The organism is Prosthecobacter sp. SYSU 5D2, assembly GCF_039655865.1.
Classification (GTDB): Bacteria; Verrucomicrobiota; Verrucomicrobiia; order Verrucomicrobiales; family Verrucomicrobiaceae; genus Prosthecobacter.
This window is the reverse complement of record NZ_JBBYXL010000003.1, coordinates 526,756-551,911: the sequence shown is the minus strand read 5'-3', so window position 1 is coordinate 551,911 and position 25,156 is coordinate 526,756. Positions and strand designations below refer to the sequence as shown.

Here is a 25,156-nt window from a genome sequence, read left to right as displayed (position 1 = left end):
GCGCTGTTAGGAAGCGCTGCATGCTGGATGTCCCTTCTGGGCGCCGCAGGCGACGCCCAGGCCCAGAGCGGCAGCTTCATCATCCCGTCCATCCGGGCGGAAGGCGGCAGCGATTTCGCCTACTGGGACCTCTTTGAACGTCCGCCAGGCTCGACCAACAGCGGCAATTTTAATTACCCCAATCCTCCCGCGCTGACTGGCGGCGAGGATGAAGACGGCAATCCCACGACCGTGATGGAGGACCATGATGAGGATCCGGATACGGACCCCATCCCACGCACCACGCTGATCCAGACCGGCGCGACGGATGCCTTCATCACCTCTTCCAATGCCATCTACAGCTTCTCTGAGGTGGTGAAATTTGAAGTGCCCTATCAACCGGCTGAGGAGGCCGAAGGCATGGTCACCAACGTGATCTTCCAGACGCAGACGGGCGGCATCCGCCTGGATGTCAACAGCGTGAAACTGGTCTATGAGCAGGCGGGTGTGCCGGTCACGGTCAACCCGGTTTTTCGTGGACTGGACGACCCGCAGTCCGGCGCTTTTAGCGAGCGCATCGTCTGTGCCTTTCAGTGGAACCTGACCGGACTCAATGTCCGCGATTTTAAAATCACCTTTGCCGCACCGGAAGCGTCCATGCCCCTCTGGCAGGCCCAACTGGATGTGGTCACCGGCGTACCCTTTGTGCAAGAGCTGGGTTACATTCTGGCCACGCGGTCCCGGCCCGGAGTCCGCTTTGGACGGCCCGGCGTGGTGGATAAAAACCTGCCCTGGACCCTGGATGGCCGCTATTTCCTGGGCGGCGAGGAACTCACCCTTTTTGGAGCCCCAGAAGACGGCTGGCAGGTGACCGGGTGGTCTCATGACGGCCTGACGACGCCGGGTGAAAGCCTGGAGCTGGTGTTTCCGCAACAAGACACCACGGTCACGGCCCTCTTCGCACCGGAGTCCTATGCCACCTGGCGTAACGCCATGTTCTTCCATGCCAATTCCACGATCGGGGTCGGAGATGATTACAGCAATAACAGCATCTCAGGTCCCACCGTGGATCATGATGAAGACGGTCTCAGCAATGCGGGGGAGTACGCCTTTGGCGGAGACCCGTATGAGGAGGATGACAACCGCACCCGGCCGCAGCTCCTGCTGGTGGAGGCCGAGGGGCAGCAGTATCCTGCGCTCCGCTACCGCACCAACGGCCTGATCCCCGGACTTGGGGATGTGGTGCAGCGCGTGCGTGTGGCCGCCAACGGCGGTCCCTGGATGGACAACACTTCTGAGCCGACAACCACAACCGTGCAGCGGGAACTGCAGGCTGACGGTTCAGAACTCGTCACGGAGCGTGCGCTGCAAGCCATCGGCAGCTTCACCTCCGTGGAGATGGATGTGGCGTGGAGTGTCGGGGGCGTCTCCGGTGCGCCCCTGGCACCGGCTCCGCTGGCCATCACCAGTGAGGCCGCTCTGCCCGCTGCCCAAGCAGGCGCTGCCTACTCGCTGCCCCTGGCGGCCAACGGCGGTCTTTCCCCCTACACCTGGGAACTCACGGCGGGTGACCTGCCGGCAGGGATCACCCTGGGCACGGACGGTGTCCTGGCCGGAACACCGGTGACGGCGGGCAGCTTCAGCTTCACTGTGCAGGTGACGGATTCCTTTCCTGCCATTGAGACAAAAGCCTTCAGCCTCACCGTCACCCCTTATGAGATCACCAGCGGCGGCACCCTGCCACCTCGTGGGACCGGGCGGCCGGTCAGCCTGCCGCTGGCGGTGTCCGGCGGTTCAGCGCCCTATTCATGGAGCGTGACGAATGGCAGCCTGCCGGAGGGGATCAGCCTCACGAATGCAGGTGTACTTTCCGGCACCTCCGACCAGGCTGGTGAATACCAGTTCACGGTGCAGGTGCAGGATGACAACGGCCTGACCGCCACGAAGACCTTTGACTGGGTGCTGTTTGATCTGGCCATCCTGACTGAAAACCCGCTGCCGCAGGGCGTGGTGAACCTGAACTATTACGTGGAGATGACCCTGGGCGGCGGCACGGCTCCGTATGGCTGGCAGGTGCAATCAGGCACGCTGCCTGCCGGGCTGTCACTGGCGGCCAACGGCGTGCTCAGCGGCAGGCCCCTCGCGGCAGGGGACTTTTCCTTCACGGTGGCGGCCACGGATGCGGGCGGCTACACGGCCACCCGGTTCTTTAACCTGAACGTCCTGGCCATCGCGCCGGTGCCGGTGGTTGATCCCGTGGTGTTCTCTCCCTCCAAAGTGGGGGCCAATTATGACTTCACCATCACCGCCTCTTACAGCCCTTCATCGTATCAGATCACCGGCCTGCCAAAAGGGCTAAAGTTTGCCGTCAGCAATGGCCGGGCCCTCATCTCCGGCCGGGCGACCACCGCCGGCACTTATGATGTCCAGATTGTCGCCACCAACGCCACCGGCAGCAGTGTGGCCGTCACCGCTCCCCTGGTGGTCACCGACATTCCGGAAGGCCAGCTCGGCACCTTCACCGGCCTGGCCGCAAGGGACCTTTCGGTCAATTTAAACCTGGGCAGCCTGGTGACCCTGACGACCACTTCCAAAGGGTCGTTCACGGTGAAAGTGAAAACCGGCGGCGCCACCAAGTCTGCCAAGGGTTTCCTAGGCAGCAGCGCCCCGGAGGTGCAGGCCACGGTGAACGGCGTCAACCTGACCCTCACGCTGGATGCGGACACCGGTCTGATGAGCGGCACTTTTGGCTCGGCGGAGATCAATGGCTGGCGCAATGTCTGGAACAAGAAGACCGCGCCTGCCACCTCGCGTGAGGGATATTACACCGTGGCCCTGGACCTGGCGGATGATGAGGACATCGGTGCGGCGGCCATTCCACAGGGCATCGGTTATGCCGCCTTCACCGTCCTGCCAGCGGGCACGCTGAAGGTGGCAGGCCGGAGTGCCGACGGTCAGGCCATCGTGGCGGCCACCCATCTGGGGCCGGACGGACAGGTGGCCGTGTATGCGCCGGTCCATTCCAAAAAAGGCAGCCTGATGGGGGCCTGGCAGGTGAGTGTGGCGGAAAGCGGCCAGGCCAGAGACTGCGTGGTCAGCGGCGGCCTGACCTGGCTGAAACCGGCCACCAAAGGACGCATCTATCCGGGCTTCTTCGGGCCGGTGAACCTGACGGTGGAAGGAAGCTGGATGGGCACGGCGACGAAGCGCGCGGTCATGGAGGGCCTGCCGGAAACCGGCGCTCTGGACATCACTTTCTTCGGCGGCGGGATCGAATCCTCCGCTACCGTGGCGGACGTCACCGGTGCTGTCTGGACGGACAAATATAAGGTGGATTTCAGCGGCGCGACGAATGCCGGCAAGGTCAAGCTGACCGTCCAAAAGGCCAAAGGCACCGTGAAGGGCAGCTTTAGCCTGGCGGAAACGACGCCGCCGCTGGCCCGCAAGAATGTGAAGATGCTGGGCCAGGTGGTGAAGCTGGCGGACGGCCAGATCAAGGCTGCCGGCTACTTCCTGCTGCCGCAGGTCCCCACCGGCGGCCAGAAGCCGAATGTCACCCCCATTCTCTCCGGAGCCTTCTTCCTCAGCCAGCCGGTGGCCGCTCCTTGATGATGACCGGAATTCCTATGCTGAAGCTCACATCCCTCATCCTCCGGGCGCGGCCTGCGCCCCGGCGCGGAGTCGCCTTGCTGGTGACGCTGATCATGGTCGCCCTGATGCTCATCCTGGTGGTGTCCTTGCTGGATGTGACCGGGGACGGATACAAGGAATCCGTGCTGGTGGCAGGCCGTGACCGCGCCCGCTTGCATTCGCAGGATGCCCTCCACGTCGCCCTGGCGCAGTTGAAGAACGCCACCTCGGAGACCTTTTCCAACAACGTTCCCAAGCCCTGGACCAGCCAGCCAGGAGCCATCCGGGTGCATGGCATGGACGGCAGGCTGGAGAAAATCTGGAAGCTGTACAGCGCGGCTGACATGACGGCGGATTCCGTGGAGCAGGTGGAAAAGGATGTGCCTTTGGACTGGGCTGCACGGACGGATGAGTATGTGGATCTCAATGAGCCGGTCATGTCGGCGGAGGGCGCGCTGCGCTTTCCCATCGTGGATCCCCGTGCCTGGACCGGGGATGTGAAGACGTCCGTGGAAGGCTTTGAATACCGGGACGAAAAGGGTGCGGTGCCGAGAAGGGCGGAAGGGGAAAACGGTCAGCGGCTGCCCATGCCGGTGCGCTGGATCTACAAGCTCCGCGACGGAACGCTGGGCACGCTGGACGAGGAGGGCAGATTTTTCGGCGCTGGCGGCGAGGAGGCGGACAAAAGCAATCCGGTCGTCTCACGCTTTGCCTTCTGGGTGGATGATGAGTCGTCGAAGGTGAATGTGAACACGGCGGCAGAAGGCTCCTTCTGGGACACTCCACGGGCGGACACGGCCCAGGAAAGGGCGCTGGCAGCCACGGTGCCCTCCCGGCTGGAGTACATGCGGCATCCGGGCCATCCCGCCGGTGTGTGCCTGAGCAGCGTCCTGCTGCCGAACCGGCGGCTCTCCCCGTTGGGCTTTTACAATACAGGAAATTCCGCCATGGAAGCGATGAGCTATGAGGATGCCCGCGACCTCTGGCGGCTGGGCCGGCTAACCGTGGCGGAAAGAAATGACGGCACCTCCCTGGGCGGAACGACGGAGGCCGACTGGCCGGTTTTGTGGAACCATGCCTCCCATGAATCCGTGCGCCAGGCCCGCTATGCCTGCCTGGACGAGCTGCTGTTTGACCATGTGGATGACTCCCGCTTCCCCGGCATGTGGGGGACCGCTGCCGGGAAGAGCGGGCAGCGCCGACGCAGCCGCTTTTTCATGCAGCATCCGGAGGCGGTGGAGCAGATGCAAAGGAGCCGCTTTTTTCTCACCACCCAGAGCGCCGCGCCGGAGACCACCCTCTTTGGCACGCCCCGCGTGGCCATGTGGCCGATGACCAAGGACACCCTGCTGAATGGCGATACACTGGGCAGTTCCGCCGCCAACCGCGACACGGTTTACAATCACAAGGTGGCCATGGCCGCCAAGGTGAAGGACAAGGCGTACTTCGTGCAGCGGTCCGCCCCTGGAAACGGCATTGATGATTTCCGCGTCATCAGCGGCAACCGCGCGCTTTTTGAATACCTCCAGCGCCTCACCAGCCAGACCTTTCCGGGCTTTGACCACAAGGGCGTAACCGGGTCCACCTTTGCCGCCAAGTATGGTGAGGACCGGGATGCCATCCTGCTGGGCATGATGGACTACCTCCGGGCCGCCAACTGCGCGGACATGCAGCTGGATCACAAACTGCAGTATTCCGTGCTTTGTCCCGGTGCAGAGCATCACGGCTTTGGCCAGATCTCCGCCCTGCAACTGGCCCCGTCGCGCACGCCCAAGGCGGAGAGCAACCACATCCAGGGCATGGGCCGCATGCTCACCATCAGCGAGGTGGCGCTGGTCATCACCTGCCGGGCCGAGGTGGATGAGTTTGGCAATGTCAAAGGAAACCCGACGCCGGAAGGCAAGGCGGCACTGGAAGGCAAAAGCGAGCGGGGAAAACCGCCAGGACCTGGCAATCCGGGCGACCGCGAACTGGAGGTGGGATTCCTGGTGGAAACATTTCTGCCCCAGCATGGCTGGACGGACTACCGGCCGTTTGTCAACATTGCCCTCGCCGGCGGTCCGGCGGACGGCGCGCTGTCCCATGACCATCGGGAGGCCCCGCTGCCGACTTTCACCCTCAACGGCGTCCCTCTAGTGCCCAGGGATTCACAGACGACCGCCAGCTCCGGCGAACTGCCGCCCAAGCTGTGGAACGGCGCTGGGGGCAGCCTGGGCGTGCGCGCCATTGCTGAAGGCGTGCTCCAGTTTAAGCCCGTCATCATCCGCGCCCAGGCGGACGGAACGGTGCCGAAGCTGCAATTCCTGGGCGATGCACGGGATCCCAACCAGTTGAAGGTGGCGCTGTATGATGCGCCTGCAACCCTGGACAAGGTGGACTTGGTCCAGGTGGTGCCGCTGGTGCTGCCGGACATCCGCGGCCTGCCCACGCCGTCTTTGGACAAGGACCTGGAGGTCCATGATCTCAAAGGCCGCCTGCACCATTCCGCTGCGGCGGGCAGCCGCTTTCTCGCAGCCACGGATGTTGTCCAGTCCCTGGCCCCGGCGCATGGCGACTACCGCCTCACCGCCACCCAGCGCTGGGCGGAGATCCGCAGCGGCTCCTACACCTCCCCCATTTTTGTGCCGCATCCCATGTGGGGTTCCCAGAGCCAGGTCCACACCCTGCGCGATCCCCTGCTGGCAGAGGCCCCAACGGAGCATCGCGGGTACATCACCGGGGTGAACTATCCGGCCTCCGTACGGCCAGACCTGCCAGGCGCCCTGACAGGCAAGGCCACGCATCTCCTGAGCTGGAATCTGGGCAAATGGACGAACCTCCCTGTATCCAAAACCTTGGACGGGCTGCGGCTTGACAAAGGCGAGCGCGGCCCGGCCCTGCCTGGCGTCACCGGAGATTTCGACAACGGCGTGGGCAATGCCCCGGACGGCCCCTATGGCAACCGCCCTGATGACGGCCACTGGGCGGCGGCGCATGACGGCAGGCTTCCCTATTTTGACAATGTCTCCCAGGTGGGCAAGGAAGTGCCGCCCGTGACCCTGGCCGCCTTCAGTCCGCAGCGCATGCTTCCTTCACCCGTCATGTTTGGCAGCCTGCCCACCGGCTCCCGTGCCCAGGTGCCGTGGCAGACGCTGCTTTTCAGGCCGCAGCCGGACCACTTTGGCGCACAGCGCGTGCCTGACCACCTGCTGCTGGATCTCTTCTGGATGCCGGTGCTGGAGCCGGAGCCCATCAGCACGCACCTGGAGACGGAGGGAAAAATCAACCTCAACCATGAAATCCTGCCCTTCACCCACATCACCCGCGCCACCGCTCTGCATGCGGCGATGAAGGCGGAAACACTGATGGCCATTCCCGATACGGCGGCCGCTTCCTATAAAACTGGGGAGCAACCGCTGAACCGCTTCCGCCGCCATCTGGATGCGCGGCAGACACTGGCACTGTGGAAGCAGGAGGTGTTTGATCATGGAAAGGTGTTTCTAACCCCAGGCCAGATCTGCGAGCAGTATCTGGTGCCCGAAGGGATCGCCAGTGCCTCAGGCACCGTTTCCAAAGACGAGATGGCAGACTTCTGGAACAACCACCGCCTGACCGGGGACAACAGCAAGGAGCGCCCCTATGCCCATCTGTACTCCCGCCTCACCACCCGCTCCAACACCTACAAGGTGCATTTCATCGCCCAGGACCTGCAAAAGGTCCGCTCCTCCTCCTCGGAGGGTTTTGACAGCCGCCGCGACCGGGTCATCGCCACCTCCTCCGGCAGCGCCGTGCTCAGCCGCCGCCTGGACCTGAATCATCCAAGCCTGCCGGACTACCAGACCGCCACCAACGCCAAACCGCTGGATCATTTTTACCGCTGGAACATTGACCGCATCGAGACCCGTTAGACACTACGGTTTCCAATATTCGGCGCATCGCAAAACTTTCTCTCTGTCAAAGAACGGACCCGTCCCCCACTCGCTCCCGAAACTGATGAGGGATGGGTCCATTTTCTTTGGCGGAGATCGCCCTCTAGGTACCGCCGTGGTAAGGGAACATTCTCCGAAACAGACCGCCTTTGGCAGGCTGGGCCAGACCGGCAGCGGAAACGGAGGCGGTGACAGGTGTTTTCCCATCGTTGGGGTCAGCGGCTCCGCCACCCAGCGCTTTGTAGGCCTTCACATAGGCGCTGAGCTGCTGCTGTTTCAGCTCCACGAGGTCCATCCTGGCCTCCAGCGCTTCACGCTGTGTAAGCAGCACTTCCGTATAGTCCGCGCGGGCAGAGTTAAACAGCTTGGTGGATAGGGTGATGGAATCGGACATGGCCGCCACCTGCCGGCCTTTCAGGTCAAAGCTCTGGTTCAGGTTCCGGATCTCGGCGAGCTGGTTCACCACTTCGATGTAGGCTTTCAGCACGGTCTGCTGGTAGCTGTAAATGGCGGAGATCTGGCGGGCGCTCGCCCCCTGGTAGGCCGCCTGGATGGCGCTGCGGTTGATCAGCGGGGCCGCGATGTTGGCCGCCACACCATAGACCAGGGACTCTGGCGTGGTGAACAGCGTGTGGTCCAGGCTGAAGGCCTCCAGGCCCAGGGCGGCCCTGATGTTCAGCGCGGGATAAAAGCGCGCTCCGGCGGCTTTCACATCCAGCCCGGCGGCGGCCAGTTCCAGCTCCGCCTGGCGTACATCCGGCCGGTTCCGCAGCAGACCGGCCGGCAGACCGGCGCGGATGCTCCGCAGGGCCAGCGTTTCGAAGCCGGAGGAGTTGCGGTTCACCGGCTGCGGGTAGCGGCCCACCAGATAGTTCAACCGGTTTTCTGTCTCCGTGATCTTCTGCCGGATCTCAAACAGGTGGCTCTGGTTTTTGAGCACCTCCGCGTCGAATCGGCGCACGGCCAACTCGGTCACCTTGGCGGCGTCCTTTTGCATTTTCACGGCTCCCAGGGCATCATTTTGGATGCCGACGGTGCGCTGAAGGATGGAGAGCTGGTTGTCCAGGGCGACGAGTTCATAGTAGGTCTGGGCGATCTCCGCAACAATGTGCGTCATCATGAAGCTCCGGCCCTCCTGGCTGGCCAGATACCGCTGCACTGCGGCACTGCGCTCGTTGCGCAGCTTCTTCCAGATGTCCACCTCCCAGTCAAAGTCGGCCACAACGCCAAATTCAGGCAGCGGCTCCGGGAATTCCTTGCCCTCCTTGATCTCCAGGCTTTCCTCCACCGCGCCGTCGCGGGTGAAGCGGCCCACCTTTTCCAGCCCGGCGCGCGTGCCCAGGGTCACAAAGGGAAACAGCGCCCCTTTGCGCTCCAGCACCTCGCTCTTGGACACGGCGATTTCCTGCATCAGGATGTTGAGCTCCTGGTTGTTCGCCAGCGCCGTGCCGATCAGAGACTTCAGATGGGAATCTGTAAAATAATCCTGCCAGCCGAGCGTGCCGGAACTGCTGCTGCTGCCACCGCCAGCATCAGGAAAGCGGGCTGGGAGCGGCGGATCATTGGAGGGCAGGGTATCGCGGTTCGGGGTGGAGCAGGCCTGCAGGGTGGCCAGCAGGCAGAGGGCGGCCAGGGATTGAAACGGGATCTTCACGTTCTTCATGTTCGAAAATCAAGGGTACTCGGGCAGTTCGGTCAGCGGGGTGTCGTGCTCGTCGGGGAGGAGTTTCCCACGATCAGAGAGCCTGGCGAAGATGTAGTACAGCCCCGGGATCACCAGCAGGCCCATCACCGTGCCCAGCAGCATGCCGCCTGCCGCAGAGGCGCCGATGGTCCGGTTGGCAATGGCACCAGCCCCATGCGCACGCAGCAGCGGCACCATGCCTGCGATGAAGGCAAACGACGTCATCAAGATCGGCCGGAAGCGGACCTTGGCACCCTCAACCGCAGCCTCAAAGATCGGCAGCCCTTCGTGGTGCCGCTGCGCGGCAAATTCCACAATGAGGATGGCGTTCTTGCCCAGCAGACCCACGAGCATGATGAGCCCCACCTGCGCATAAATGTCATTGTCCAGCCCCATGCCCTTCAGCAGCAGGAAGGAGCCCATCACCCCGACGGGGAGGGACAGGATCACCGCCAGCGGCAGCATGAAGCTCTCATACTGGCCCACCAGCACCAGGTACACAAACATCAGCACGATGATGAAAATGTAGATGGCCTCGTTGCCGCGGGCCACTTCGTCAAAGGACAGGCCTGCCCAGCCGATGTCGTAGCCGCGCGGCAGCGTCTGCGCCGCCACCTCCTGGATGGCCTTGATGGCATCGCCGCTGCTGTAGCCCGCAGCCGGGGCACCTTGGATGGACGGAGCAGGGTAGGCATTGTAGCGGGTGATCTCGTTGAGCCCCTGCTTCGGCACCAGCTTCATGAAGGCGGAGTAGGGAACCATTTCACCCTCTTCGTTAGCCACATACAGGTCGTTGAGATCCGAGGGCATCCGGCGGTACTTGGGATCCGCCTGCACGTAGAGCTTGAAGAACTGGCCGAATTTGATGAACCCCTGCTCATACGTGCTGCCGATGAGGATGCCCAGGTTGTCCATCGCCTTGCCGATGGAGACGCCCTTCTGCATGGCTACCTGATTATCAATGACGATCTCCATTTGCGGATAGCTCGCACTGAAAAAGGTAAACAAACCGCGCAGTTCCTTGCGCTTGTGGAGGGCCTCCATGAACTCGCTGTTCACCACCTGCAGACGGTCGTAGTCACCCGTATTGGTCTTGTCCAGCAGGCGCAGGGAAAAGCCGCCTGCCGCACCGTAGCCTGGCACCGCCGGCGGCTCGTAAAACTCAAACTGCGCACCGGCGATCTCTTTGCATTTCTTCTCCAGTTCCTCAATGATCTGCGGTGCCGTCAGGGTGCGGTCTGACCAGTTCTTGAGGTTGATCAGGCAGGTGCCGGCGTTGGAGCCACGGCCTTCGGTGAGCACCTCATAGCCCGCCAGGGTGGAGACGGACTCCACGCCTTCGATGCTTTTCGCGATCTTCTGCAACTCCTTGGACTTGGCATAGGTGCGCTCCAGCGTGGAGCCCGGCGGCGTCTGCAAAATGGCGTAGATCATGCCCTGGTCTTCCGCTGGAATGAAGCCGGAAGGCAGATCCAGGTTGATGAAATAAACGGCTGCACCGGAGGCCGCCAGAATGATGAACGTCAGGATGCAACGGTGGACAATCCTCTTGAGCAGGGCCTCATACATGTCCGTGATCCTTTCGAAAACACGGTTGAAAAGGTCCAGCAGCACCGCCACCGGCCCGCGCCACTTCTTCTTGCCGTGACTGTGGTCCGGCTTTTTCAAAAGCATCGCGCACAGGACCGGCGCCAGCGTCAGCGCCATGACGCCGGACAGCACGATGGCCACCGCCATGGTGATGGAAAACTCCCGGTAGAAAACACCCACCGGACCCGGCATGAACGTCACCGGCACAAACACCGCCGTCATCACCAGCGTGATGGCGATGATGACGCCCGCGATCTCATGCAGCACCAGCTTTGTCGCCGCATACGGTGACAGGTTGTCCTTCCCGTGCATTTTCGCATGCACCGCCTCCACCACCACGATGGCATTGTCCACCACGATGCCGATGGCCAGCACCAGCGCGAAAAGCGTGATGAGGTTGATCGTCACGCCAAAACACTGCATCAGGAAAAACGCGCCGATCAGGGACACCGGCACCGCCAGCGTGGGGATGAGCGTGGAGCGCCAGTCTCCCAGGAAGATGAACACGACGAGCGCCACCAGGATGAAGGCCTCCGCCAGCGTGTGCAGCACCTTTTCGATGGAGGCATCCAGGAAATTGGAGACGTCATAGCTCACTTTGTAGTCCATCCCGGAGGGGAAGGACTTCTCTTTAAATTCCGCCAGCTTCGCTTTGATTTCCTTGATCACCTCATGGGCATTGCTGCCGAAGCTCTGCTTGATCACGATGGCGGCGGAGGGGCTGCCATCGAGGTCTGAGTAGAGGTCGTAAAACTCGCTGCCCAGCTCCACCGTGGCCACATCCTTCAGCCGCAGCAGCTCGCCTTCTTCCGTGGATCGTAAAATCACATTCTCATACTGCTCCACGTCGTTGAACCGGCCGGAGTAGGTGAGCACATACTCCAGCGCCTGGGAGGTCTTGCTGTCCGCACGCCCGAGCCTTCCTGGAGATCCGATGACGCTCTGTTCCGCAAGTGCTTCCATCACCTTTTCGGTGGAGATGTTGTAGGCCCGCATGCGGTCCGGCTTCAGCCACACACGCATCGCATACTGGCGCGTGCCCAGGATCTTGGCCGATCCGACCCCAGGGATGCGGCTCAGCTCAGGAATGAGGTTGATGAAGCCATAATTGAACAGGAACTGCATGTCCGCGTTCTTGTCCGTGCTGTACAAATTCACGTACATGAGCATGTTCGGTGAGAGGTTGTTGACGATGACGCCCTCACGCTGCACCAGCGGTGGCAGGCGGCTCATCACCTGGTTGACGCGATTCATCACGTTCACCGTCGCCTGGTTGGGGTCGGTGCCCATGTTGAAGATCACCTGGATGGTGGCCTCCCCGGCGCTCGTTGCATCGGAGGTCATGTACTTCATGTTAGGCACGCCGTTGATGGAGCGCTCCAGCGGGATGAGGCAGGACTCTTCGAGGACCTTGGCGCTCGCGCCCGGATAGTCCACGGTGACCATGACCACCACCGGCGCCACATCTGGGAACTGGGAGATGGGCAGCGTGACGATGGAAAGGCCGCCCAGAAAGAGGATGAGCAGCGAGATGACAATGGCCAGGGCCGGCCTGTGGAGAATTTTGGTAAACATGGTCGGTCGGATTCTCCAGGGTTATTCAGCCTTCAGTTTCAAGTGCTTGAATGCCTCCTCCGGCTCTTCGAATTCATACTCGGCCTTCTCACCGCTTTTGGCCTGCTGCAGCCCTTCCAGCACGATCTTGTCCTCCGCCGTCACGCCTTTGCTGACGATGAACAGGTCCTCGATCTCCTCGCTGATATGGATGCGCTGCTGCGTCAGCACGTCATCCTTGCCGACGACGAAAACATAGTGATGGTCCAAAATTTCAAACGTGGCTTTCTGCGGCACCAGGACGGCACCCTTGACCAGCTTTTTCATCTGGATGTTCCCCGTGCCGCCATGCCTGAGAAGACCGTCGGGATTCGGAAAATCAGCGCGGAAGGGAATGGTGCCGGTCGCGCTGTTAAACTCCGCCTCGATGACATTGAGCCGGCCCTTTTCTTTGAAGACCTCACCGTTCGCCATCACCAGGCTGACGGCCTTGCGGTCCTCGGGCTGATCCTGCGATGCATAGTCCAGGTATTCGGCCTCAGGCACGTTGTAATAGACCCACATCTCGCTGTTATCGGAGAGCGTGGTCAGCAGTTCACCTTCTTCCAAAAGGCTGCCTTGCCGGACGTGCAGGCGGTCCATCAGGCCGGGGAAGGGTGCCTTGATGTCGGTAAAGTTGAGATGGGTCTGGGCCAGGTTCACCTCAGCCAGAGTCTTCTCCAGTTTGGCCTTGGAGATGGCGAGTTCTGTGTCAGAGACCACGTCGCTGTCCGCCAGTTGTTTGGTATTGTCATACTCCACCTTGGCCGCCTGGGACTCGGCCTCCGCGCTCTTTAACTCGGCCTGGTAAACCAAGGGCTGGATTTTAAACATCGGATCCCCGGCTTTGACGTGCTGGCCCTCTTTGACAAAGGTGGCCTCCAGGTAACCGCGCTCCAGGGCGCGCACTTCGATGTTCTGGCAGGAGTGAATCTGGCAGACATACTCGCGGTTCACCACCGTGTCCCGCTTCAGCGGACGGGTGACGACCAGCTTGGATTTCTCTGCGTGGTGCGTTTCTTCCTTGTGCGGATGGCAGCCGCTGGGTACAATGCTGGCCAGCAGACCGGCATACATGAAAGACTTCCAGGTGATGATGTTGAGCAGTTCCATTGAGGCCGCTAACAAAGCCGTGCCGCTACCCCGATTGGAATAGCCTCCTCAGGGTCTTTTTCATCGGCTGTACACGGTTTATTGGCACCACTCCACCAGGATGCGGGCTACAGTATAGCTCCCCTGGACAGGGGATGCATGCTGCGCAGATTCTTTAAATCTGCTGTCCAGTACGGAGTGTTCTGTGCGACGTGCGGGTTCTTGGAGGAAGTGGCTCATGAAGTGCGTACCTGTCCGTCACTTTCTATGAAGACCTGGATCCACCTGCTCTGTGCCGCCCTTGCTTTCAGCCCTGCACTCTCCCTTGCGGAGGAGGCAGCGGGCTTTCGTGACCTGTTTAACGGTAAGGACCTTACCGGCTGGGTGGATGTGAATACCAGCCCGGAGACCTGGAGCGTCAAAGACGGTCTGCTCGTTTGCAAAGGGATGCCCATCGGCGTCATGCGCTCAGAGAAGCAGTATGAAAACTTCATCCTCCACATCGAGTGGCGGCACATGGAGGAGGGTGGAAACTCCGGCGTCTTCATTTGGAGCAATGCCGCACCTGCGGAAGGCGCGAATCTGCCCATGGGCCTGGAAGTGCAGATGCTGGAGCTGCAATGGCCCTACATCAACCGCGAGAAGGACGGCTCCCCAAAGCCGCTGGGTTATGTCTCCGGCGAGCTCTTCGGTGCCAACGGCCTGGAGATCATCCCGGACAATCCGCGTGGCAAACGCAGCATGTCCTATGAAAGCCGCTGCAAAGGCAAGGGCGAGTGGAATACTTATGATGTGGTGGCTGTGGACGGCGTGGTGAAGCTCTCCATTAACGGCAAGTTTGTCAACGGCGTCAGCGGCTCCACCTACCGGAAAGGCTATCTCTGTCTGGAGTCCGAAGGGGCGGAGATCCATTTCCGCAACATTCGCATCCTGGAGCTGCCCTCCGGCATGACCACGCCGGAGCAGACCGTGCCGGTGCTTGCTCCGCCTGGACGCTGATGCAAGAAGCCGGAGACAGCGGTTGTTCTTGAGGGGGGATTCCGCTAAAGTCCCTCCAACCACCATGTCCGCCAAAGCCACCCGTATTCTGCTCGCCGATGACCACTCCGTGGTGCGCAACGGCTTCCGCCTGATTTTAGAGGCCCAGTGGGACATGGAGGTGGTGGGCCAGGCATCCAATGGCCGGGAGGCCGTGGAGCTGGCGGAGGCTTTGCAGCCCGATGTTGTGGTGATGGATGTGACCATGCCGGAGCTCAATGGCATCGAGGCCACCCGGCGCATGGAAAAGGTGTCGCCCAAGACCCGGGTGCTGGCGCTTTCCATGCACAAGGATGCCGTGTATGTGCGGGAGATCCTGCGCGCCGGGGCACGGGGCTATTTGCTGAAGGATTGCAGCGAAAATGATTTCCTGGTGGCCGTGCGGGCCGTGGCTGTGGGCAAAGGATACCTCAGTCCGGAGGTCTCCGATGCGGTCCTGGATGACTATCGCAAACACGTCACCAATGCCCTGGACCTCCTCTCCAGCCGTGAGCGGGAAGTGCTGCAGATGATCGCTGAGAGCAAGACCAACAAGGACATTGCCACGGCTTTGAACCTCAGCGTCTATACGGTGGAGGCCCATCGTGGTCGCGTGATGGAAAAGCTGAACCTGCATTCCGTGGGCGAGCTGGTGCGCTTTGCCCTGCGCAACGGGCTCATCGACTGAGCTGCGGCATGAACTCCTTATCCATTCCCTTTCATCGTCGGATGGGCGAGCGCTCGGTGCTATGGGGCCTCATCATCGGGTTCGGCCTGGTCGTCATCCTTCTGGGAATCGCCGGCCTGGTGGCCGTGCGGGACAGCCACGCCATCCGTAAAAACGCCGCCCGGCTTGTGCAGGAGCAGCTCCTGGTGGCACGGCTGCTGCATGAAGTGCAGGCGGAGGAGGATGCCCTGGCGCTCATCGTCCATCGCATTGTGCGGGAGGTGGGCATGGATGACCGCGTGGCCCGGATACAAGATTTAAAGAAAGCAGACTTTGGTGTGGCCAAGCTGGCGGAGGCCGCCCAGCACACCGTACATGCCGAAGACTGGCGGAAACTGGCTGCGGCCACCCAGCTATTTTCCAAACAGGCCCAGATATCCCTGGAGGCCGGCGGCTCCACCAGCCGCATGCACATGGATGAGCTGATCTCCAGCCACGATGTGGTGGTGAAGCTCATCCATGACCTCATCCTGCACAGCACCAAGCACCTGGCGGAGGTGGACCAGGAGATCGGCCAGCAGCTTCAGCAGCTTGCGGATGAATCCGCCATCCTGCTCGGTGCCTGCCTGCTCCTTTCAGGCGTCTGCGCCACTGGCACCATTTTCTTTGTCAGGCACAGCATCCGCCGCATCGAGTGGCAGCAGGATGAACTGAGCCGCGTCTCCTGGCACATGTTGCAGACGCAGGAGGAAACCGCACGCCGCTTCTCCCATGAGCTGCATGATGAGCTGGGCCAGTCTCTCGCCGCTGTGCGGTCCAACCTCGTCCGTCGCGTGGATGACCGTTTTGAAGACCGTCGGGCCGACTGCGTCCTGCTGGTGGACCAGGCAATCGCCAATGTCAGGGAGCTTTCCCAGCTTCTCCGGCCGGTGATTCTGGATGACTTTGGTCTGGATGCCGGGCTGCGCTGGCTGACGGAAAAATTTGCCCAGCGTGCCCAGGTGGAGATGACCTATGATTCACACCTGGAAACCCGCCTGCACAGCGACCTGGAGACGCATCTTTTCCGCATCGCCCAGGAGGCGATGACCAACATCGCCCGCCACTCCAAAGCCACCGAGGTGAAGATATCCCTGTCCGTGGAAAATGGCCAGGTGCAGCTCATCGTGGAGGATGATGGAATAGGCCTGCCGCCTCAGGGGGAGACTTCCCGTCAGAGCCTGGGACTGACAGGCATGAGAGCTCGGGCTCGGGAGTGCGGAGGAAAGCTGCAACTGCAACCGGTCAAGCCGCACGGTCTGCGTGTGGTGGTGAGCACGCCAGTGCTGCTGGCGGAGGAGACTGACTGACGCAATGGGTCAGTGCAGAATCTGCGGCACCTTGACCAGCTTGCCGGGATCAAAGCCCTGCGCTTCCAGGCGCTTGAGGATGCCCTGATAGGTGGCTTCGTCCAGGGTCGGCTTGCGGCTCAGCACCCAGGCGAGCTTGCGGTTGGGATAACCAATGACGCTCCATTGATAGTCCGGGTCCAGATCTGTGATCAGATACTTGGCCCGCAACGGCCAGATAAACTGCACGCGCCATTCTGCATTCGTCTTCTTGTCATGCACCCAGGCGACTCCCTTCCATTGCTCCAGCGGCGCATCCAGCGTCTTGTGGCGGAAGAGGAAGATGTTGTCCATCTTGCCGTCCGGCCGCATCGCATACCGGTCCAGCGTGCCGACCTTGCCCTTCTCCAGTGAATAAGGGATGTGGGCGAAGACATACCAGTCCCCCATGTAACGGTTCAGGTCCACATGGGCGACGGTTTGTACTGGAGGCTGTTTCATGGCAGTGGAGCAGGAGGTGAGGACTGCCAGACAGGCGAGCAGGGGCAGACAGGTAAAGAGCTTCATCCCTGTAAGAACGGATCACGGCTCCTGATTGGAGCCGTGAAAATGTTCATTGGCCGCGAAATCTCACGCCTTCTCAAACTCCACTTTGCCGTCCTTCATCCTGGCGGTGATGTGGTCACCATCTTTGAAGCCGCCTTCCAGCACGGCGAGGCTGAGGGGATCCAGCAGGTGTTTCTGGATGGCGCGTTTCAGGGGGCGGGCACCGAAGACGGGATCGAAGCCGGCATCAGCGAGGTAGCGGGTGGTGTCATCCGTGACCGTGAGGTGGATGTTCTGTTTGGCCAGGCGGGTGATGACGCGCTGGAGTTGGATCTTGACGATCTTGTCAAGCTGGGTGGCATCCAGCCGGTCAAAGATGACGATTTCATCGATGCGGTTCAGGAACTCGGGGCGGAAGAACTGCTTCAACGATTCACGCACGAGGGCATCGCGCTGCTCGGCATTGGTGACGTCCTGGATGGCACTGCTGCCGATGTTGCTGGTCATGATGATGACCGTGTTTTTGAAGTCCACGGTGCGGCCCTGGCCGTCGGTGATGCGGCCGTCATCCAGCACTTGCAGCAGGCTGTTAAAGACATCCGGGTGGGCTTTTTCCACCTCGTCAAAGAGCACCACACTGTAAGGCCGGCGGCGCACGGCCTCGGTGAGCTGACCGCCTTCATCATAACCGACATAACCGGGAGGTGCGCCGATGAGACGGCTCACGCTGTGCTTCTCCATGTATTCGCTCATGTCAATGCGGGTCATGGCGCCTTCATCGTCGAAGAGGAATTCCGCCAGGGCCTTGCACAGCTCCGTCTTGCCCACGCCGGTGGGGCCCAGGAACAGGAAGCTGCCGATGGGGCGGTTCTCATCCTGGATGCCCGCACGGGCACGGCGCACGGCATTGGAAACGGCGACGATGGCATCCCGCTGGCCGATGACGCGGTCCGCGAGCCGCTCTTCCATCTTGATGAGCTTGGAGCGCTCGCCCTCCTGCAGGCGGGATACAGGGATGCCCGTCCAGTTGGCGACGACGCGGGCGATGTCGTCTTCCGTCACCTCCTCACGCAGCAAAGTTGGTTGGGCCTTCGGCTTGTCAGCAGCTTCGGTGAGGGATTCGTGCTGGAGCTTCTTCTCCAGGTCGGGAATGAGGCCGTATTGGATTTCACCGGCGCGGCCGAAGTCGCCACGACGCTGGGCCTGCTCCAGTTCGGTGCGCAGGCGGTCGATTTCTTCTTTGACCTTGCGACCGGCATCCACCGTTTCTTTTTCTTTGAGCCATTGGGCTTTCAGAGCCGCGGAGTGTTCCTTCTGGTCGGCGATTTCCTTCTCCAGTTTTTCGAGGCGGGCCTTGCTGGCAGGGTCCTTTTCCTTTTTCAAAACCTGGCGCTCCATCTCGCCCTGCATGATCTGGCGCTCGATGACGTCAATCTCCGTGGGCATGGAATCCAGCTCGATCTTGATGCGGCTGGCGGCCTCATCCACCAGGTCAATGGCCTTGTCCGGCAGGAAGCGGTCGGTGATGTAGCGGTTACTCAGGGTGGCGGCGGCGATAATGGCCCCGTCCTGAATGCGCACGCCGTGGTGCACCTCATAGCGCTCCTTCAGACCGCGCAGGATGGCGATGGTGTCCTCCACGCTTGGTTCGCCCACCAGCACCGGCTGGAAGCGCCGCTCCAGGGCAGGATCCTTCTCGATGTATTTGCGGTACTCATCCAGCGTCGTCGCGCCGATGCAGCGCAGCTCGCCACGGGCCAGCTGCGGCTTCAGCAGGTTGCCCGCATCCATCGCCCCTTCGGCCTTGCCAGCACCGACGATGGTATGCAACTCGTCAATGAAGAGAATGATCTCCCCCTCGCTGCTGGTCACCTCTTTAAGGAAGGCCTTCAGACGTTCTTCAAACTCGCCCCGGAACTTGGCCCCGGCCATCATGCCGCCCAGGTCCATGCTGATCAGGCGCTTGCCCTTCAGGGAATCCGGCACGTCACCAGCCACGATGCGGCGCGCCAGGCCCTCGGCGATCGCGGTCTTGCCCACACCCGGTTCACCGATGAGCACCGGGTTGTTTTTGGTGCGGCGGCTCAGCACCTGCATTACCCGGCGGATCTCCTCATCACGGCCGATCACGGGGTCAATCTTGCCCTGCTTGGCGCGGGCGGTCAGGTCAGTGCCGTATTTTTCCAGCGTCTGGTATTTGCCCTCCGGGTCCTGGTCCACCACCCGCTGGCTGCCGCGCACGGCGCTCAGCGCCTTGGAGACACTGTCATAGGTCAGGCCGGCCTGCTTCAGCACATCGCTGAGGTCAGTCTTGGTTTTGAAGAGGCCCAGGAGGATGTGCTCCACGCTGAGGAAATCATCCTTCAGCTTTTTCTGCTCATCCTCGGCCTTGGTCATCAGCTCGCGGAATTCGCTGGAAAGGTAAAGGCTGCCGGTGGCCCCGCTGACCTTCGGCTGGCGGGAGAGCAGATTGGCAAGCTGGGATTCCAGGTTGGAAAAAGCATCCGGATTGATGGAGGCCTTTTCCAGCAGGGGGGCCGTGATGCCGCCCTCCTGATCCAGCAGTGCGGTCAGCAAATGCGCGGCTTTCACCTCCTGATGCCCGTAACGTGTGGCCACTGACTGGGAGGCATTGAAGGCTTCCTGGAGTTTAACGGTAAATTTTTCTGGAGACATGATGATTGAAGGCGGGTTGTTTGCCTTTTCCTTTGCTTATAGTGTGCCATGAAGTCGCAATGAAGCGCTAGCCCTTAATTGGCAAGGAACGGGCGTGCATTGAGAAACGGGCGGAGGTAGAGGCGAATGTCAGGAAATGGCGCGAAAGAGGCGGGCAAGTGTGACATTTTGACTCTGTGACCCTGCGATAAGGAAGGGAAGAAGTGTTTCTTCACTGCATCGTCCTGACAATAACGATTGGTTGTTTTGACCGCCTTGTCAGAGATTGGGAATTACCCCTAGCGCAACCCTGCCAAGCTGGTTCGCTGCGGGGGGACTTGTGGTCTTAGGCATTGAAGATGACGAGGGCGACGAGGCCCGCCACGGCGAGCAGGATGAACAGGGTGCCGAAGATGGCGAAGCGTTTCCAGAAACGGAGGGTGTCGCGCTCGGATGGGGAGATGCCGACGCGGGAGTTCTCGAGCGAGGTTTTCCAAGCGCTGTACGGCCAGATCATGAGGCGGATGAGGGCGAAGAGGAGGTGATCCATGGCGGGAGAGATTTTAGATCTGGAGAGCGGTTGATGGTTCGGGCGTCCCGCTGGGGGCTAAAGGCCATTCATGCGTTCGGTGTAGAGTTCCTGACTCATGGATCCTGCTATCATTTGAAGGTAGGGTGCGTTTTTGGGATCGGCGCGATTGGGCCACCATGCAGGGGAATCTGCGGCCAATACTGAAGGTCCTGGGATTTCCCGGACTTTCGCTTCGGTGGTGTATTCCCGCAGTGCCTGCGGGGAGCCACCGAGTTGGAAATAAAGGACGCCGTCCTGTCTGAAGAGTCCGGTGAAGCTGTCTAGAAATTCTTCAGATGTTGAGAAGTCTCCAGACGCGATCATCTTTGGGATGGCATCGAGCAGGGCATCGTAACGATTGAATCTTGGCAAAGCGACAATCGATTCCTGCTTGATGCTGGCGACTCCAACGGGAGGTGAAAAAGTGGATGCGGGATTGCAGGACATGATGAGCATGGCGGCGAGAATGCCCCCGGCGAGTTTGGGGAGCTGGATGGTATTCATACGACGAAGTGGCGAGATGAAAGTGGGCGGAAGAGGGAAGTCGGACGCGGCGCAGCGCGTCCCTACCTTTGGTTATTCCCGCCGAATCGCCTCAATCAGCTTGCCTCTCACGGCCGCAGAAACGGAGATCCAGCAGATGAGGATGCCGAAGAGGATGATGGTGGTGATGAGGGCGGTGAGGAAGGGGAGGGGCAAGGAGGTGCCGCCTTGCTGGAGGCTGGGCCAGACGGCGAGGATGGCGCTGAGGACGCCGAGCAAAACACCGGCGATGAGGAGGACGATGTGCTCGCCTAAAATGAGGCGGCGGAGGGAGGCGGGCTGGAAGCCGACGGCTTGCATGAGGCCGAGCTCGCCGCGACGCTCGAGGACGTGGCGGGCGACGAGGATGCCGAGGCCGGCGGTGCCTAACAGGACGCCGAGGCCGCCGAGGACGGTGAAGATGCCGATGTAGGTGTTCTGCACGGACATGAAGGTTTCGAGCCGGTCTTTGGCGGGCTCAAGAGCGAGGCCGCGCGGCTCGAGCTGGCGGGTGAGGTGGGCGCTGACTTCGTCCATCTTTTCCGCCGGAGCATCAATGAGGAAGGCGCGGTAACCGGCGACATCGGGATAGGTGGTGAGGAAGGCTTGCTCGCTGATGATCATTTTTCCCTGGAGGACTGACCCGGCGAGCATGGCGTGCAGCTTGACCTGGATGGGATTGCCGGAGGAGTCGAGGTAATCGAGCGCGTCACCGACGCCGAGGCCGAGGCCCCACATGGCGGTGGCCTGGTCGGCGATGGCCTGGAGGGGTTCGTTAAGGCCGGTCCAGGTGCCATCGCCAGCGAAGCTGAAGCGCCCTTCGAGCTTGGCGGGATCCACGCCGACGAGGACGGGTTTTTGGGCGCGGTTGAGGTTGAGGCAACTGGCGTCATCGCCCTGACGAACGCGGAAGGGGATGATGGTGACGTCTTTGAGAAGCTCTTCATCCAGGCCGAAGGCATCGCGACCGGCGGGGGTGTTGAGGTCTTCATAGATGGGCAGGGAGGACTCGCCAACGAGGGCGAAGCCGCCGGTGCCGGAGGCGGGTTCGGTGACGTCGCCAGCGCTCATGCGGAAGGCATTGACAGCGGTGACGAGGAAGATGCCGCCGGCCATCATGCCCATGACGGCGAGGCTGCGGGAGGGGCGGCGGGTGACATTGCGGACGCCGATCTGCCAGAGGCTGTGGGCGAGGCCGGAGGAGCGGAGCATCCAGCGGCGGGCAAGGGAGAGGCCGCCCATGAGGAGGAGGAATCCGCTGCCGAAGAACATGCCGGCGACAGCCGCCGGGGCGGTAGCCTGGGTGCCTGCGGCCATGAGGGCGGCGGCACCACCGAGCCAGATGAAGGGCATGAGTTTTCTCCAAAGTGGCTGCCGGGAGGCGAGGCATGCGGAGGCATCATCGGCGCTCCAGGAGCTGAGGAGGTCGCGGGCCTGCTGCTTGAAAAGACGGCGGCTGGCCCACCACAATGTGAGCAGGACGACGATGACGGCTCCGACGCCGGCACCGGCCTTGGTGGCGATGCTGCCTGAATATATAAGGGGGAGGCCCTGGGAAGCACCGGACCAGGCTCCACTGAGGCCCTTCAGCGCGAGCTTGGTATAAAGCTCGCCGCCGAAGACACCGAGGACGGCCCCGAGGACGGCAAGGACTCCGGCTTCGCCTAACAAGGAGCGTCGTACCATTTTGGAGGTCCAGCCCATGGCGAGAAGCAGGCCGACCTGGGCGGAGCGGCGCTCCAGGGTGAAGAGGAAAAGCAGGGCGGCGAAGATGAGGGCGGCGGCGATGAGGAAGAGGCTGAGGCCGATGAAGAGGCCGCCAAAATCCACGCTGCCTTTGGCGGCGGCGGTGGCTTGGCCTTTGAAGTCGGTGGGGGTGAGGCCGATGTCGGCGAGGGCGAGGCTGGAGACGACTTCGGCCTGAAGGGCGGCTTCGTCCTCGCCTGCATCGGGGAAGCGAATGGAGGTCAGGTTGCCGAAGCGGTTAGCCCAGAGTTTTTTGCCGTCTTCCAGGCTGATGAAACCTTTGGGCGTGCCTTTGTAGTCATCCCAGTATTTTTCGTCCTTGTCGCGGATCTTCTTGGTGTCCATGGGGATGCCAGGGTCCCAGTCGCGGCAGTTGTCCACGTCGGAGACGCCGGGAAAGTCAGGCGTCCAGGCGCGGGTGACGTTAGGATCGTCCATGGGCAGGATGCCGCTGACGGTGAAGGTGGCGGTCTGTTCTTTGAGTTCGCGGCCGAGGCCGACGACGTAGTAAATGATGTCCAGTTTGTCGCCAATGACGAGGCCGTGGTCCTCGGCGAGCCATTGGGTGATGATGATCTCGTTTGGCCTAACATCAAGTTTGTCCGTGGCGGTGACCATGGAGTAAGGCGTGGCCCCTTTGGCGGATTTGAAGCCGTTGACGAGGTAGGTGAGGACGCCATAGCTCTGGTCGCGAGCGAGGAGGTCAGTGGCGAGGGAGCGGTCCATGAAGACGCGGTCGGTGCTGACTTCCCACTCCTTGCGGGGAGCTTCCACATGCTTTATTTTGAGGGCGAAGTCGGCGATGGATTTGGCTTTTTCCAGAGCGGCGGTATCGCTGGCGAAGGTGGGGGAGGAGGAGAGGAGGGCGTTGATTTTGCCGTCCATTTCGATCTGGGTCTGGAGGTCGGCGAGGGGGACAAAAACGGAATCGGGGGAGACCTGGGAGGCGACGAGCTGGAAGGCGCCGAAGTCCTCGGCGCTGACGATGGCACCGACGCTGCGGCGGAGGGAGACGTCCTCATTGGTGCTGCCGGAAAGAGGCGCATCGCGGGAGATGGCGCTGGGGCGCTCCAGGCGGATGAGGACGGTATCGCCCACTTTGGCGGAGAGCTTGCGGGCGAGGGGTTCATTGAGGGCGATCTGGCCCTGGGTCAGCTCAATGGCTTTGCCGCTGGTGCTGAGTTTCCAGAAGCCGGATTCGACGCCGAGAACCTGCGCTCCATTGACGCGGACCTGGCCATTGGAGCTGGCGGCGGAGCCGATAGCGATGATGGCGGGAGTAGTGTTTGCTTTCGAGGCCAGGGTTTCCGTGAACCAGCGGTCACCACCGAGGACTCCGGCGTGGATCTGGCCCAGGCGGAGATCGGCCACCCGGCGGAGGCTGGCGCGGACGGAATCGCCGACAAGAAGGGAGCCGCTGAGAATGGCGGAGGCGAGAAAGGCCCCGAGCAGCAGGCCGAGATGTCCGCGCCAATAGTGCCGGGCCGAGGAGAGGACGAAGGAGAACAAGGACATAGTGAATATACGGGCGAGGGCGGGACTTATGATTGATGATTTATGACTGATGATTTGGAGGATGGCGAGGGGGAAGGGGAGGGGAATGAAGAATGGCGAATGAAGAATGACGAATGATCCCGCGAAGCGGGAACGAATGATTGACAGGGCAGGCGGGTATCCCTTCATTGGAGAGAAACCTGACCATGTCTGAACTTGCTGCCCATGCCCCTGCTGTGACTGTGGAGAACCTGACGAAGGTTTTCAAAGGGGGGCTGGGGAAGAAGGCGTTTGTGGCGGTGCAGGACCTGTCGCTGGAGGTGAAGTCGGGGGAGGTGTACGGGCTGATCGGGCCGAACGGGTCGGGCAAGTCCACGACAATGAAGGCGATCCTGGGCCTGCTCGCGCCGACGCGGGGCCGGACGACGATTTTTGGCCGGTCGAGCACGGAGGTGGCGAGCCGGACGGAGGTTGGTTTCCTGCCGGAGAATCCGTATTTTTATAAGCACCTGAACGGGATGGAAACGTTGCTGTTTTACGGGCGGCTATGCAGCATGGGTGGCAAGGAGCTAAAAGACCGGGCGCGGGAGATGCTGGCGCTGACGGGGCTGGAGGATGCGGCGGACCGGCGTGTGGCGGGCTACTCCAAGGGGATGCTGCAGCGGCTGGGGCTGGCGCAGGCGCTGCTGCACCGGCCGAGGCTGATCGTGCTGGATGAGCCGACAGCGGGCGTGGACCCGGCGGGATCGCGGAAGATCCGGGACCTGGTGCTGGGTTTTAAAAAGGAGGGCATCACGGTACTGGTGACGAGCCACCTGCTGGAGCAGATGCAGGAAGTGTGCGACCGCGTGGGCATCATGGCACATGGCAAGATGATGCGTGAGGGCCGGGTGGATGAACTCATCGCGGTGGAAAACCATACGGAGCTGGTGCTGGAGGATGCTTCCCCTGAGCTGCTGGCGGAGATCACCCGGCTGGTGGAGCGGAGCGGGCAGGCGAAGCTGATCCGCAGCGGGCATCCCCGGACGACGCTGGAGCGTCTGTTTCTGGAAGCGACAGAGGAGGCAGCGCCGGGTGCGGCGGCCTCCCGCCCGGACGGCAAACGCTGAGACGAACTGCGATTTAATTTTATCT

14 protein-coding genes are annotated in these 25,156 nt (G+C 61.7%); 6 read left to right on the top strand and 8 right to left on the bottom strand.

The features are described 5' to 3' along the window. Positions 1-27 precede the first annotated feature (27 nt). Positions 28-3,588: an Ig domain-containing protein gene (locus WJU23_RS07320; protein ID WP_346331889.1), complete on the top strand. Its 3,561-nt coding sequence runs from the start codon at positions 28-30 to the stop codon at positions 3,586-3,588. Positions 3,589-3,605: 17 nt separating this feature from the next. Further along, on the top strand, positions 3,606-7,496 hold the full coding sequence (vccA, locus tag WJU23_RS07315) for a Verru_Chthon cassette protein A (RefSeq protein ID WP_346331888.1): 3,891 nt from the start codon (positions 3,606-3,608) through the stop codon (positions 7,494-7,496). Between the two features lie 124 nt (positions 7,497-7,620). On the opposite strand, the gene WJU23_RS07310 is transcribed toward vccA, so the two are convergent. The 3 genes from WJU23_RS07310 to WJU23_RS07300 are packed head-to-tail and all read right to left on the bottom strand — an operon-like array spanning position 7,621 to position 13,497. Further along, positions 7,621-9,180: an efflux transporter outer membrane subunit gene (locus WJU23_RS07310; RefSeq protein ID WP_346331887.1), complete on the bottom strand. Its 1,560-nt coding sequence runs from the start codon at positions 9,178-9,180 to the stop codon at positions 7,621-7,623. Positions 9,181-9,189: 9 nt separating this feature from the next. Beyond that, positions 9,190-12,366, bottom strand: coding sequence for an efflux RND transporter permease subunit (locus WJU23_RS07305; RefSeq protein ID WP_346331886.1), 3,177 nt, complete (start codon positions 12,364-12,366; stop codon positions 9,190-9,192). 21 nt (positions 12,367-12,387) lie between these two features. Then, positions 12,388-13,497 carry an efflux RND transporter periplasmic adaptor subunit gene (locus tag WJU23_RS07300; protein ID WP_346331885.1) on the bottom strand — a complete coding sequence of 370 codons (1,110 nt, stop codon included), beginning with the start codon at positions 13,495-13,497 and terminating at the stop codon, positions 12,388-12,390. Positions 13,498-13,743: 246 nt separating this feature from the next. Here WJU23_RS07300 and WJU23_RS07295 point away from each other — a divergent pair, with 246 nt between their 5' ends. From WJU23_RS07295 to WJU23_RS07285, 3 genes are all read left to right on the top strand, one after another. Next, a complete protein-coding gene (locus WJU23_RS07295) occupies positions 13,744-14,475 on the top strand; it encodes a DUF1080 domain-containing protein (protein WP_346331884.1) in 732 nt (243 codons plus the stop codon). 64 nt (positions 14,476-14,539) lie between these two features. After that, on the top strand, positions 14,540-15,181 hold the full coding sequence (locus WJU23_RS07290) for a response regulator transcription factor (RefSeq protein WP_346331883.1): 642 nt from the start codon (positions 14,540-14,542) through the stop codon (positions 15,179-15,181). A gap of 8 nt (positions 15,182-15,189) precedes the next feature. Next, positions 15,190-16,509 carry an ATP-binding protein gene (locus tag WJU23_RS07285; RefSeq protein WP_346331882.1) on the top strand — a complete coding sequence of 440 codons (1,320 nt, stop codon included), beginning with the start codon at positions 15,190-15,192 and terminating at the stop codon, positions 16,507-16,509. Between the two features lie 9 nt (positions 16,510-16,518). On the opposite strand, the gene WJU23_RS07280 is transcribed toward WJU23_RS07285, so the two are convergent. The 5 genes from WJU23_RS07280 to WJU23_RS07260 form a co-directional block, all read right to left on the bottom strand. After that, the gene (locus tag WJU23_RS07280) at positions 16,519-16,989 is read right to left on the bottom strand and encodes a lipocalin family protein (RefSeq protein WP_346331881.1); all 471 of its coding nucleotides are present in this window, start codon (positions 16,987-16,989) and stop codon (positions 16,519-16,521) included. 129 nt (positions 16,990-17,118) lie between these two features. Further along, on the bottom strand, positions 17,119-19,710 hold the full coding sequence (clpB, locus tag WJU23_RS07275; RefSeq protein ID WP_346331880.1) for an ATP-dependent chaperone ClpB: 2,592 nt from the start codon (positions 19,708-19,710) through the stop codon (positions 17,119-17,121). Positions 19,711-20,035: 325 nt separating this feature from the next. Next, positions 20,036-20,239 (bottom strand): hypothetical protein, encoded by a 204-nt coding sequence (locus WJU23_RS07270; RefSeq protein ID WP_346331879.1) that lies wholly within the window; start codon positions 20,237-20,239, stop codon positions 20,036-20,038. A 57-nt stretch (positions 20,240-20,296) separates the two neighbouring features. Continuing rightward, the gene (locus WJU23_RS07265) at positions 20,297-20,764 is read right to left on the bottom strand and encodes a hypothetical protein (protein WP_346331878.1); all 468 of its coding nucleotides are present in this window, start codon (positions 20,762-20,764) and stop codon (positions 20,297-20,299) included. Positions 20,765-20,836: 72 nt separating this feature from the next. Next, positions 20,837-24,043, bottom strand: coding sequence for an ABC transporter permease (locus WJU23_RS07260; protein ID WP_346331877.1), 3,207 nt, complete (start codon positions 24,041-24,043; stop codon positions 20,837-20,839). 185 nt (positions 24,044-24,228) lie between these two features. On the opposite strand from WJU23_RS07260, the gene WJU23_RS07255 reads away from it, so the two are divergent. Continuing rightward, the gene (locus WJU23_RS07255) at positions 24,229-25,131 is read left to right on the top strand and encodes an ABC transporter ATP-binding protein (RefSeq protein WP_346331876.1); all 903 of its coding nucleotides are present in this window, start codon (positions 24,229-24,231) and stop codon (positions 25,129-25,131) included. Positions 25,132-25,156: the final 25 nt, after the last annotated feature.

Coding starts and splice junctions, on each gene's coding strand:
- WJU23_RS07320 (WP_346331889.1), top strand. CDS start 28: ATGTCCCTTCTGGGCGCCGCAGGCGACGCCCAGGCCCAGAGCGGCAGC.
- vccA (WP_346331888.1), top strand. CDS start 3,606: ATGCTGAAGCTCACATCCCTCATCCTCCGGGCGCGGCCTGCGCCCCGG.
- WJU23_RS07310 (WP_346331887.1), bottom strand. CDS start 9,180: ATGAAGAACGTGAAGATCCCGTTTCAATCCCTGGCCGCCCTCTGCCTG.
- WJU23_RS07305 (WP_346331886.1), bottom strand. CDS start 12,366: ATGTTTACCAAAATTCTCCACAGGCCGGCCCTGGCCATTGTCATCTCG.
- WJU23_RS07300 (WP_346331885.1), bottom strand. CDS start 13,497: ATGGAACTGCTCAACATCATCACCTGGAAGTCTTTCATGTATGCCGGT.
- WJU23_RS07295 (WP_346331884.1), top strand. CDS start 13,744: ATGAAGACCTGGATCCACCTGCTCTGTGCCGCCCTTGCTTTCAGCCCT.
- WJU23_RS07290 (WP_346331883.1), top strand. CDS start 14,540: ATGTCCGCCAAAGCCACCCGTATTCTGCTCGCCGATGACCACTCCGTG.
- WJU23_RS07285 (WP_346331882.1), top strand. CDS start 15,190: ATGAACTCCTTATCCATTCCCTTTCATCGTCGGATGGGCGAGCGCTCG.
- WJU23_RS07280 (WP_346331881.1), bottom strand. CDS start 16,989: ATGAAACAGCCTCCAGTACAAACCGTCGCCCATGTGGACCTGAACCGT.
- clpB (WP_346331880.1), bottom strand. CDS start 19,710: ATGTCTCCAGAAAAATTTACCGTTAAACTCCAGGAAGCCTTCAATGCC.
- WJU23_RS07270 (WP_346331879.1), bottom strand. CDS start 20,239: ATGGATCACCTCCTCTTCGCCCTCATCCGCCTCATGATCTGGCCGTAC.
- WJU23_RS07265 (WP_346331878.1), bottom strand. CDS start 20,764: ATGAATACCATCCAGCTCCCCAAACTCGCCGGGGGCATTCTCGCCGCC.
- WJU23_RS07260 (WP_346331877.1), bottom strand. CDS start 24,043: ATGTCCTTGTTCTCCTTCGTCCTCTCCTCGGCCCGGCACTATTGGCGC.
- WJU23_RS07255 (WP_346331876.1), top strand. CDS start 24,229: ATGTCTGAACTTGCTGCCCATGCCCCTGCTGTGACTGTGGAGAACCTG.